This window comes from Streptomyces sp. NPDC021019, from assembly GCF_044333295.1.
GTDB lineage: Bacteria > Actinomycetota > Actinomycetes > Streptomycetales > Streptomycetaceae > Streptomyces.
Map to the genome: position 1 here is coordinate 68,947 of NZ_JBIRQR010000012.1, position 10,622 is coordinate 79,568.

Annotated in this window: 8 protein-coding genes, 3 tRNA genes and 2 pseudogenes; 8 read left to right on the forward strand and 5 right to left on the reverse strand. The window is 72.7% G+C overall.

Going from position 1 to position 10,622, the window contains the following annotated elements; translation table 11 throughout:
- Nucleotides 1–57: 57 nt before the first annotated feature.
- Nucleotides 58–867 (forward strand): DsbA family protein, encoded by an 810-nt coding sequence (locus ACH4RG_RS35655; protein ID WP_397919173.1) that lies wholly within the window; start codon nucleotides 58–60, stop codon nucleotides 865–867.
- Entirely contained in the window at nucleotides 864–1,736 is an 873-nt protein-coding gene (locus tag ACH4RG_RS35660; RefSeq protein ID WP_397919174.1) for a cytochrome c biogenesis CcdA family protein, read from the forward strand. The genes ACH4RG_RS35655 and ACH4RG_RS35660 overlap by 4 nt, the downstream gene beginning before the upstream one ends.
- 191 nt (nucleotides 1,737–1,927) lie before the next feature.
- On the opposite strand, the gene ACH4RG_RS35665 is transcribed toward ACH4RG_RS35660, so the two are convergent.
- Complete coding sequence (locus ACH4RG_RS35665; RefSeq protein ID WP_397929642.1) at nucleotides 1,928–2,518, reverse strand: TetR/AcrR family transcriptional regulator; 591 nt, start codon at nucleotides 2,516–2,518, stop codon at nucleotides 1,928–1,930.
- A gap of 383 nt (nucleotides 2,519–2,901) precedes the next feature.
- Between ACH4RG_RS35665 and ACH4RG_RS35670 the strand changes: the two are divergent.
- Nucleotides 2,902–3,753 (forward strand): annotated as a pseudogene (locus tag ACH4RG_RS35670) (NmrA family NAD(P)-binding protein); the annotation flags it as partial.
- A gap of 292 nt (nucleotides 3,754–4,045) precedes the next feature.
- On the opposite strand, the gene ACH4RG_RS35675 reads toward ACH4RG_RS35670, so the two are convergent.
- From ACH4RG_RS35675 to ACH4RG_RS35690, 4 genes are all read right to left on the reverse strand, one after another.
- Nucleotides 4,046–4,122 (reverse strand) — tRNA-Phe (locus ACH4RG_RS35675).
- Between the two features lie 21 nt (nucleotides 4,123–4,143).
- Nucleotides 4,144–4,218: transfer RNA gene (locus ACH4RG_RS35680), tRNA-Asp, on the reverse strand.
- Nucleotides 4,219–4,256: 38 nt separating this feature from the next.
- Nucleotides 4,257–4,329 (reverse strand) — tRNA-Glu (locus tag ACH4RG_RS35685).
- Nucleotides 4,330–4,409: 80 nt separating this feature from the next.
- Nucleotides 4,410–6,056, reverse strand: a complete 1,647-nt coding sequence (locus ACH4RG_RS35690) for a metallophosphoesterase (RefSeq protein WP_397929644.1) — start codon at nucleotides 6,054–6,056, stop codon at nucleotides 4,410–4,412.
- 112 nt (nucleotides 6,057–6,168) lie between these two features.
- On the opposite strand from ACH4RG_RS35690, the gene ACH4RG_RS35695 reads away from it, so the two are divergent.
- From ACH4RG_RS35695 to ACH4RG_RS35715, 5 genes and pseudogenes are all read left to right on the forward strand, one after another.
- Nucleotides 6,169–6,519 carry a metallopeptidase family protein gene (locus ACH4RG_RS35695; RefSeq protein WP_032790371.1) on the forward strand — a complete coding sequence of 117 codons (351 nt, stop codon included), beginning with the start codon at nucleotides 6,169–6,171 and terminating at the stop codon, nucleotides 6,517–6,519.
- A pseudogene (locus ACH4RG_RS35700) lies at nucleotides 6,516–6,965 on the forward strand (fluoride efflux transporter FluC); the annotation flags it as partial. The gene ACH4RG_RS35695 and the pseudogene ACH4RG_RS35700, both read left to right, overlap by 4 nt.
- A gap of 119 nt (nucleotides 6,966–7,084) precedes the next feature.
- On the forward strand, nucleotides 7,085–7,459 hold the full coding sequence (locus ACH4RG_RS35705; protein WP_397929647.1) for a fluoride efflux transporter FluC: 375 nt from the start codon (nucleotides 7,085–7,087) through the stop codon (nucleotides 7,457–7,459).
- Between the two features lie 350 nt (nucleotides 7,460–7,809).
- On the forward strand, nucleotides 7,810–8,382 hold the full coding sequence (locus ACH4RG_RS35710; RefSeq protein WP_398540883.1) for a hypothetical protein: 573 nt from the start codon (nucleotides 7,810–7,812) through the stop codon (nucleotides 8,380–8,382).
- Nucleotides 8,383–8,621: 239 nt separating this feature from the next.
- Nucleotides 8,622–10,622, forward strand: a 2,001-nt coding sequence (locus ACH4RG_RS35715; protein WP_398540884.1) for a DEAD/DEAH box helicase, incomplete at its 3' end; no start/stop codon positions are given.

Below are 10,622 nucleotides of genomic sequence, written 5' to 3' on the forward strand. Positions count from 1 at the left end.
CCCGCCCGCCCCGCGCCCGCCCTTTCCCCTCCCGCACCCACCAGCCCGGAGTGCCGCATGCCCACGCCCAAGAAGCCCGTCTCCACGGGTCAGAAGTCCTCCTCCCGCAAGCCCTTGGTCTACGGCGCCGTGACCGTCGTGGCCGCCGGTCTCCTCGGCTTCGCGTCGTACCGGGCCACCGCCCCCGACGACACGGCCCCGGACACCTCGTCCGCCCCGGCCGCCGAGGTCTCCGCCGACCCGGACGAGGGCGTCTACCCGGAGCTGGCGAAGCTCGCCCGCCGGGACGCCGACGACAAGCTGGCCGTCGGCCGCGCCGACGCCCCGGTCGTCCTGATCGAGTACGCCGACTTCAAGTGCGGCTACTGCGGCAAGTTCGCCCGGGACACCGAGCCGAAGCTGATCGAGAAGTACGTGAAGGACGGCACGCTGCGCATCGAGTGGCGCAACTTCCCGATCTTCGGCGAGGAGTCCGAGAACGCCGCGCGCGGCGCCTGGGCCGCCGGGCAGCAGAACCGCTTCTGGGAGTTCCACGGCGCCGCCTACGCCGAAGGGGCGAAGGAGAAGGGCTTCGGCAAGGACCGGGTCAAGGCGCTCGCCGAAGAAGCCGGGGTGAAGGACCTGAACCGGTTCATGAAGGACCTCGACGGTGACGCGGCCCGTGCGGCGGTCAAGAAGGACCAGGAGCAGGCGTACGGGATCGGCGCGACGTCCACCCCGTCGTTCCTGATCAACGGCCGCCCGATCGCGGGAGCGCAGCCGGACGAGACGTTCGCGCAGGCCATCGAGGCCGCAGCCGAGCAGGCGAAGGACACCGGCAAGGGCACCGGCAACGCGGGCGACGAGGCCGAGGACCCCGCCGAATGACGGCGGACATCGGCTACTTCGCGGCCTTCCTCGGCGGGCTGCTAGCCCTGGTCAGCCCGTGCAGCGCGCTGCTGCTGCCGGCCTTCTTCGCGTACTCCATCGACTCCACCTCCCGGCTGCTGGCCCGCACCGGCATCTTCTACGCCGGGCTCGCCACGACCCTCGTCCCGCTCGGCGCGGCGGGCAGCTACGCGGGACGGCTGTTCTACGGCCACCGGGACGCCCTCGTCACGGGCGCGGGCTGGCTCATCATCGTGCTCGGCGTCGCGCAGATCGTCGGGCTCGGCTTCGCGTCACGGCGGATCGCGGCTCTCAGCGGCCGCATCCGCCCCACCACGGCGTTCTCCGTCTACGCCCTGGGCGCGGTCTACGGCCTGGCCGGATTCTGCGCGGGACCGATCCTCGGCAGCGTCCTGACCGTCGCGGCGGTCAGCGGCAGCCCGGTCTACGGCGGACTGCTGCTCGCGGTCTACGCGCTCGGGATGGCCGTACCGCTCTTCCTGCTCGCCCTGCTCTGGGAGCGCTTCGACCTCGGCCGCCGGGCCTGGCTGCGCGGCCGTGCCGTCCGCCTCGGCCGGTTCGAGCTGCACACCACGTCGTTGCTGTCGGGGCTGTTCTTCATCGGGCTCGGCGTGCTGTTCCTCGTGTACGACGGGACGACCGCGCTGCCCGGTCTGCTGGGGGTCGACGCGTCGTTCGAGGTCGAGCAGTGGGCGCGGAACCTGGGCGAACAGGTGCCGGACGGGGTGCTGCTGGGCACCGTGGTGCTGGTGGTGCTGCTGGTCCTGGGCGCCCGCGCCCGGCGTCGGCGCGCTACGGACGTACCGGCGGAGACGACCGAGGAGTCCGAGGAGACCGAGAAGGTGTGACACGGCGGAGGCCCCGCCACCGGGCGGGGCCTTCCGTGCCCGCGGCCGTCCCCGCAGCGGAAGCGGCCCCCTCGCCGGCCTCGGCCGAGTGCCCCGCTCGCCTCGGGGCCTGGGGCGCTCACGCACGACGGGCCCCCAGGGCGCGGCAAGGACGCGTGGGCCGTCGACCGGGCGACCCGCCGGACGGGACTTCAGGAAGGGGCGGAGCCCAGGACTCTGGCAGTGAAGTTCGCCAACTGCGCCCGCATCGTTTCGCGTGACCGGCACTCATGCCCGGCCAGGTGCTCGACAAGATCGGCTCGGGTGGCCGCGAGCAGGGCGTGAGCGGTGAAACCACTGTCGGTCAGGCCGGGGATCTGCCCCAGCATGGCGTCCAGCAGGCCGTGCCAACGCTCGTAATGATCCGCCTGATAGGGGCTGCCGCTGTTCCCGCTCTCCTCCAGGGCCAGCATGAGGCGGCGGTTGTCGAGTTTGAAGCACAGGAGCGTGTCGAGCAGGGCGGGTACGCGCTGGTGCGGCGGAGTCGCGGGGCCCAAGGGCGGAGGCCCGGCTTCCACGGCCTCCCTGACCGGCTCCAGCCGTGCTTCGTACAGCGCGCGCAGGAGGCCGGGGCGGTCGCCGAAGGCCCGGAAGAGCGTGCCCTTGCCGACGCCGGCCGCCGCTGCGACGGCGGCCAGGGTGACGCCTTCCGGGCTCTCGCAGCGGGCGAAGAGAGCGTCGGCGGCCGCCAGGACGGCCTGCCGGTTGCGGGCGGCGTCCTTGCGGGGTCTGCGCTCCGGCATGCCGCACCTCCGGTTGCAAAGCGGACCATGGGTCCGTATCGTCAAAGCGGACCTGCGGTCCACATTGTCCTGGGGTGGAGGATACCCACGTCCGCACCGAAGTCCGTCCCGACCTCTCCGGCGGATACCCACCATCACAGCCCGTGGCTGTCGCTGGACAAGGGTATTCCCGCGTGGGTCGTCCTGGGTCGAGGGGAGGCTTCCTGGAGCTCCCCCCGCTCCTGCTGACCGGCCGAAGCGTCCGGCCAGGGAGGAGGAGGCCATCACCGTGTGACCCGCATCGCCGTCGTAACAGTCCGGGACGGGCACATCACCTCCGACCGCGACTGCCGGACCCCTCACGCCGTCCTCGAACCCGGCGCCGATGTCACCAGGAGCAGCCGATGACAACCACCAGCACCACCTCGGACACCGGCACCACCTTGGTGATCGGCGCCACCGGCACGACCGGCAGCCGCATCACGGCGCGACTGTCGGCCACCGGTCACCGCGTCAGAGCCGCCGGCCGCCGCGTCGCCGACATCCCCGGCGCGGAATCCGTCGCCTTCGACTGGTACGAACCCGCCACCCATGTCGCCGCCGTCGACGGAGCCGACCGCGTCTACCTGATACCGCCCGTGGGCGACGCCGACCCGGCGGCGGTCATGGTGCCCTTTCTCCGGCGGGCCCGCACCGCCGGCGTGCGGCGTGCGGTGCTCCTCAGCTCCTCGGCCATCCCCGAGGGCGGCCCGGCGGTCGGAGCGGTGCACCGGGCCCTGCCCGGCCTGTTCGAACAGTGGGCGGTGCTGAGGCCCTCGTGGTTCATGCAGAACTTCACCGGCACGCACGCGCACGCCGTGAGCATCCGTGAGGAAGGCGCCATCTGGACCGCGGCCGGGAGTGGCCGGGTCGGCTTCGTCGACGCCGAGGACATCGCGGCCGTCGCTGTCCATGCTCTGACCGACGAGCACGCTCCCAACGCCGATCTCGTCCTCACCGGGCCGGAGGCGCTCAGCTACGACGACATCGCCACCACCATCACCCGGGTCACCGGCCGGCCCGTGGACCACCGCCGTCTGTCCTGCGAGCAGATGCGCGACCGCCTGGCGGCGCACGTGCCGCTGGAGTTCGCCTCGCTGCTGGCCGGCATGGACCGTTCCATCGCCGCGGGGGCGGAAGACCGTGTCACCGACACCGTCCAGCGCCTCACGGGTCGGCCCCCGCGCGGATTCCACGCTCTCCTCCAACGAGAGACGGAAGAAGCGGCTGGGCAGGGGCATCGGCTGTCAACCGGCCTCGGTACCACCCCGGCGATGCGTCGGGGCAGTGCCGACGGGCCCGGCGACCGACCGTCGTGTCGGCCGAGCCGCATCTGGCGGCGCAGCTGGTTCAGTGCCGCGCGTACGTGATCCGGGATGCAGCAATGCGGCCCAGCGCGTAGAGATCGCCCCGTCGGGTGACCTCGACCGCCCGAGCTTGTTCAGGGGACATGTAGCGCGGCACACAACGACAAAGTCCCGGACGGTAAGCGGTCCGGGACTTTGTTTCTGGTGGCTGGGGCCGGGATCGAACCGGCGACCTATCGCTTTTCAGGCGATCGCTCGTACCAACTGAGCTACCCAGCCACGCAGCCGCTGGGACTGCAGCGGTCCTGACGGGATTTGAACCCGCGGCCTCCACCTTGACAGGGTGGCGAGCACTCCAAACTGCTCCACAGGACCAAGCAATGTGCGAAACAAGTCTCGCACATGGTGAAACGTGCCCCCAACGGGATTCGAACCCGTGCTACCGCCTTGAAAGGGCGGCGTCCTGGGCCACTAGACGATGAGGGCTATTGGCCCGCCTGTTCGCTTCGCAGCGCGTCGGGGACGTGAGAAGCATATGGGATGGGTGGAGCTATCGCCAAAACGGTTTACGGCGAGGGGGTGGGGCGCGCCGGGGAGTGGGTGGCGGAGGGGGCGGCGGGCGGCGACGGGGTGGGGGAGACCGGAGCGTCCTTCTTCAGGTTCTCCTCCGGAAGATGGCGGCTGACCTCGGCGGTCGTCAGTCCGAGACCGCCGAGCGTGATCTCGTCCCAGGCCTGGAGCCGACGGGTCGAGCGGTCCATGTAGAGCACCGAGGCGTGCACCTTCTCGGGCTTCTCGTTCTGTACGGCGCGCAGCCCGCCGCCGCCCGTGGAGCCCTCGACCTTCAGCCGCGTGCCGAGCTTCAGCTGCTCGTTGATCCTGCGGTGGAGGTGGCCCGACAGCACCAGCGGGACCGTGCCGTCGGTCTCCCGGGCGGTGTTCGGGTCGTGGGCGACGGCGATGTCGACCGGGGTGCCCGCGCGTTCCTGGTCGCGCAGCGCGGAGGCCAGCCGCGCGCCTTCGAGCCGCGCGGCCTCCTTGCCGCCGACCGGGGCGGTCCGGTCCGGGGTGAAGGAGGCGTCGCCGGTGCCGGCGATCCGCAGCCCGCCGACGTTCACCGCGCCGCCGTCGTCGAGGACGCTCACGTTCTTGAACTTCGCCAGATACGCCTGGGTGACGGGCGAGTCGTGGTTGCCGCGCACCCAGACGTAGGGCGCGCCGAGGTCGCGGATCGGGTCGAGGAAGCCGTTCTCGGGGGCGGAGCCGTGGTCCATCGTGTCGCCCGAGTCGACGATGACGTCGATCTCGTACTGCTCCACGAGCGAGGAGATGATGTGCCAGGCCGCCGGGTTGAGGTGGATGTCGGAGACGTGCAGGACCCGGATCGTGCCCGGGTCGGGCTGGTAGACGGGGAGCGTGGAGGTCGCGTCGTACAGCTTGGTGACGTTGGTGACCAGGCGGGCCAGTTCCTGCTGGTAGATGTCGAACTCGGTGACGATGGAGCGGGCGTCGCCGACCAGGGACGGGGCGCTGGAGAGCAGCCCGGAGAACTTCGGCTCCAGGACGGACTTCGGGTTCCAGGTGGCGTACGCGCTGACGCCGGACGCCGCCAGCAGGGTGAGGGCGAGCCCGCCGGCGGTCAGTGCGCGGCGGGGGCGGCGGTAGACGACGAGGCCGAGCGCGGTCGCGCCGGAGACGACGGCGACACAGGAGCGTACGGCCAGCTCCCGGGTGCCGGCGGCGACGTCCCGGGCGACCTCGTCCTGGAGGCCGGCGAACCGTTCCGGCTGGTCGACCAGGGCCTGGGAGCGTTCGGGGTCGAGGCGGTCGACGTCCACGTCGAGCCGGAGCGGCGCGCTGTGCGAGTCCAGCTCCAGGGCGCCCAGCGGGGACACGTTGATCTTGCTGCCGCCGGTGAGGGAGGGGCGCAGCGTCATGTTGGTGTCCATGGGGCCGACCGGAGTACGGACGGAGCCCACGGCGAGCAGTCCCAGCCAGGCCCCCAGCACGACGACGACGAGCATGCCGAGGGCGCGGAGGTACGGGCGGCGGGCGGGGCCCGGCAGGCCGCCGGAGGCCGTGCTGCCGGAGCCGGAGCCGGAGCCGGAGTCGCCCGGGGCGCCCGGGGCGCGCCCCCGGGGCTTCGGGCGGACGATCTGGGTGAGGCGGTGCCGGACGCGGTCGGCTGCGGCACGGTACGGGACGCGGACCATTGGGCCCGTATGCCCCGGTACGGCCGCCGCCATGCCGGGCGGCCCGCCCGGTCATGAGTCCGGGACGGCTGCCATCTGCCCGCACCCCGCCCCCGTACGGGACAATGGCCGGGTGCTGGAGATGACGCGCGAACAGTTCGAGGAGCTGGTGAGCCAGGCTCTGGACCGGATCCCGCCGGAGCTGACACGGCTGATGGACAACGTGGCGGTGTTCGTCGAGGACGAACCGGAGCCCGGCGACCCCGATCTGCTCGGGCTCTACGAGGGCACCCCCCTCACGGACCGGGGCGAGTGGTACGCCGGGGTGCTGCCGGACCGGATCACCATCTACCGGGGGCCGACGCTGCGGATGTGCGAGTCGCAGGAGGACGTCGTCGCGGAGACCGAGATCACCGTGGTCCACGAGATCGCCCACCACTTCGGCATCGACGACGAGCGGCTGCACGCCCTGGGCTACGGGTGAGCGAGCAGGCCCCGCGGGAGCTGCCGGAGCCCGGCCCGCCCGCAGCCCCGCAGGGCCGCGTGCTGGCGGCGGTCGCGGCCGGCGGCGCGCTCGGCGCGCTCGCCCGCTACGGGGCCCTGGTGCTCTGGCCCGGCGCGGGCGGCTTCCCGTGGACGGTGTTCGCCGTCAACGTGAGCGGCTGCGCCCTGATCGGCGTGCTGATGGTGCTGACCGTCGAGCGGGGCCGCGTGACCCACCCCCTGGTGCGGCCCTTCCTCGGTGTCGGCGTGCTCGGCGGCTTCACGACCTTCTCGACGTACGCGGCCGGCGTCTCGGACCTTCTCGCGCGTCAGGAGGCCCTGACAGCCCTGGCGTACGCGGCGGCGACGGCGGTGGCCGCGCTCGGGGCGGTGTGGGCGGCGGCCGCGGGGACGAGGACCTGGCTGGACCGGGGACCTCGGGGTCACCGTGGCCTCCGGGGCTCCGATGGCTCACGGGGCTCACGGGGCTCACGGGGCTCACGGGGCTCACGGGGCTCACGGGGCTCCAGTGGTTCACGGGGTTCACGGGGTGAGGGGAGGGCCGCGTGAACTGGCTGCTGGTGGCGATCGGCGGGGCGGTGGGCGCGCCGCTGCGCTATCTGACGGACCGCGCGGTGCAGGCGCACCAGGGGCCGGGCGTCCCGTACGTCTTCCCGTGGGGCACCTTCACCGCGAACACGGCGGGCAGTCTGCTGCTCGGGCTGCTGACCGGCGCCGCCGTGTCCTCTCCGGCGCACGCCCTGCTGGCGACGGGCCTGTGCGGGGCGCTGACGACGTACTCGACGTTCTCGTACGAGACCCTCCGCCTGGCCGAGACGGGCAGGGCCTTCCTGGCCGCGGCCCATGTCCTGGCATCGCTGTCGGCGGGCCTGGGCGCGGTGTTCCTGGGGGCGGAACTGACGGGCGGGTTCGGGGGCTGAGGGCTGTCCCGCTGTTCCCGGCGGGGTCGCGACGACAGCTACGGCGCCTCGCCGCTTCGTCGGGTGGGGTGTTCGGGCCGTTCGACAGCCGTCGCGCGCTCGTCGGGCGGGTGCCGGGCGTGGTGCCCCGGGGCCGCTTCGTCCGTCCCGGGCGAGGTTTTCCGGGGGCGCTTGGCCGGTCGGCGCGCGGGCGGGTGGAGTTTCGGGCGTGTCTCCGGCGGGGTCGGGGGAGTTGGGCACGGTGCGACGCCGTACCGCTCGCTCCTGTTCCCGCTCCGCCCCGGCGCCGGGCTCCCTCCGCTACCGCCCTGCGTCCCGCTCTCCGCCCCCTCGCCCCGGAGGTGCCACTCGTGCGCCAGTTGTCCGCCCCTGTCCGCTGGGCAGCCGTCACCGCGCTGACGATCGCCGCGTCCACCGGTTGTATGAGCGTCGGCGAGGACGGCGCCGGGGCGCCGGGGCCCTCACGGTCCGCCGGGCCGAAGGGCTCCGCCGCCGATCCGGCCGGCGACACGGTTCCCGGCTCCGGACGGACCGGAGGGCGGGCCGGGGGCGCCCATCCGCACTCGGACCGGGTCGCTCCCGGGGGCAGCCCGAGCCCGGAGACCTCCGCTGCCGTGCCGTCGGCCGCCTCCGAGCAGCCGCGCCCCGAGCCGGCCGCGCCCGTGCCCACCCGGGGTGGCCCCCCGCCCTCGCCGACGCCCTCGGCGCCGGGGCCGGGGGAGCCGCCGCCGACCACCCCGGAGCCGCCGTCCTCGCCGACGCCGGACCCGGACCCGGAGCCCGAGCCGAAGCCCACCGATCCACCGGAGCCGACGCCCTCGGCCTCACCCGCCGCGCAGCTGCGGGCCCAGGCGATGAGCGGACCGGAGGCCACCCGGCCGCTGCGGACCCCGGAGGCATCGCCGCAGGTGGGGCCGGTTTAGCCCAGGGCCCTCGGGGGCTGGTTTGCGCAATGTGGGTGAGAGTGCGTATGGTAGTAGATCGTTTGATCCCATTGCCCGGCGCCGACACAGAAGAGCGCCGTGTGGCGCGTACTCTCCCTTGCCGTGGCTGGACCGCATTGAGGCGGTCGAAATTGCGAATCACGGAGTTATGGGCGCGTGCCGAGACTCCGGAAGGTTTCGCATTTCGCATGTCAATTTCCAGTTCTGACCACACCGTCATGCCCGAGAACGTCGACAACGCCGAGCTCATCGAGCTCGTCGAGGCCGCTGTGACCGAGGCCCCCGCCGGCGCGACCGCTCCGGCCGCCGAGAAGGCCGTCGTCGCCGAGAAGGCCGAGAAGTCCGTCGCGGACTTCCTCACCGACGTGACCGCCGCCCCGCAGGCCGACGCCTCCGCCGAGGAGATCGCCGCTCCCGCGACCGAGATCGCGGACTCCACCGAGGAGATCGCCGACGAGGCCGACGCCGAGCCCACCATCACGTTCGGCGCCCTGGGCCTGCCCGAGGGCATCGTCCGCAAGCTCGCGCAGAACGGTGTGACCGCCCCCTTCCCGATCCAGGCGGCGACCATCCCGGACGCCCTGGCCGGCAAGGACATCCTCGGCCGCGGCCGTACGGGCTCCGGCAAGACGCTCTCCTTCGGCCTGCCGCTGCTGGCCTCGCTCTCCGGTGGCACCACCGAGAAGAAGAAGCCGCGCGGCATCATCCTCACCCCGACCCGTGAACTCGCGATGCAGGTCGCGGACGCGCTGCAGCCGTACGGCGACGTGCTCGGCCTCAAGATGAAGGTCGTCTGCGGCGGTACGTCGATGGGCAACCAGATCTACGCGCTGGAGCGCGGTGTCGACGTCCTCGTCGCCACCCCGGGCCGACTGCGCGACATCATCAACCGCGGCGCCTGCTCCCTGGCGAGCGTCCAGGTCGCCGTCCTCGACGAGGCCGACCAGATGTCTGACCTGGGCTTCCTGCCCGAGGTCACCGAGCTGCTCGACCAGATCCCCGGTGGGGGTCAGCGGATGCTCTTCTCCGCCACCATGGAGAACGAGATCGGCACGCTGGTCAAGCGCTACCTCTCCAACCCGGTGACGCACGAGGTCGACAGCGCCCAGGGCAACGTCACGACCATGTCGCACCACGTCCTCGTCGTGAAGCCGAAGGACAAGGCGCCGGTCACGGCCGCCATCGCCGCCCGCAAGGGCCGCACGATCATCTTCGTCCGCACCCAGCTGGGCGCCGACCGCATCGCCGAGCAGCTCATCGAGTCCGGCGTGAAGGCCGACGCGCTGCACGGCGGCATGACCCAGGGCGCCCGTACGCGGGTCTTGGAGGACTTCAAGAAGGGTTACGTCAACGCGCTCGTCGCGACCGACGTCGCCGCCCGCGGCATCCACGTCGACGGCATCGACCTGGTCCTGAACGTGGACCCGGCCGGTGACCACAAGGACTACCTGCACCGCTCGGGCCGTACCGCCCGCGCCGGCAAGTCCGGTGTCGTCGTCTCGCTGGCGCTTCCGCACCAGCGTCGCCAGATCTTCCGCCTGATGGAGGACGCGGGCGTCGACGCCTCGCGCCACATCGTCCAGGGCGCGGGCGTCTTCGAGCCCGAGGTCGCCGAGATCACCGGCGCCCGTTCGCTCACCGAGGTCCAGGCCGACTCCGCGAACAACGCCGCCAAGCAGGCCGAGCGCGAGGCCGCCGACCTGACGAAGCAGCTGGAGCGCGTCCAGCGCCGCGCCGTCGAGCTGCGCGAGGAGGCCGACCGCCTGGTCGCCCGCGCCGCACGCGAGCGGGGCGACGACCCCGAGGCCGCGGTGGCCGAGGCCGCCGCCGAGGCCGAGGCCGCCCTCGTGGCAGCCGCCTCCGTGCCCGAGCAGCCGGCCGCCCGCGACGAGCAGCGCCGCGACGAGCGGGGCAACTACGAGCGCCGCGACAACCGCGGTGGCGACCGTGGCGGCCACCGCGGCGGCAACGACCGTCGTGACGAGCGTCCGTCGGGCGGTTTCCGCTCCGGTGGCGGCAGTGACCGTCGTGATGACCGTGGTGGCCGTTCGTTCGAGCGTCGGGACAATGACCGTCCCGCGTTCAACCGTGACCGTCGTGACGACCGTCCCTCCGGTGGCTTCCGCTCCGGTGGCGGCAGTGACCGTCGTGATGACCGTGGTGGCCGTTCGTTCGAGCGTCGGGACAATGACCGTCCCGCGTTCAACCGTGACCGTCGT

Bases quoted from the DNA above. Each gene is read 5' to 3' on its own strand.
- ACH4RG_RS35655 (WP_397919173.1), top strand. From the start codon at position 58: ATGCCCACGCCCAAGAAGCCCGTCTCCACGGGTCAGAAGTCCTCCTCC.
- ACH4RG_RS35660 (WP_397919174.1), top strand. From the start codon at position 864: ATGACGGCGGACATCGGCTACTTCGCGGCCTTCCTCGGCGGGCTGCTA.
- ACH4RG_RS35665 (WP_397929642.1), bottom strand. From the start codon at position 2,518: ATGCCGGAGCGCAGACCCCGCAAGGACGCCGCCCGCAACCGGCAGGCC.
- ACH4RG_RS35690 (WP_397929644.1), bottom strand. From the start codon at position 6,056: ATGGTCCGCGTCCCGTACCGTGCCGCAGCCGACCGCGTCCGGCACCGC.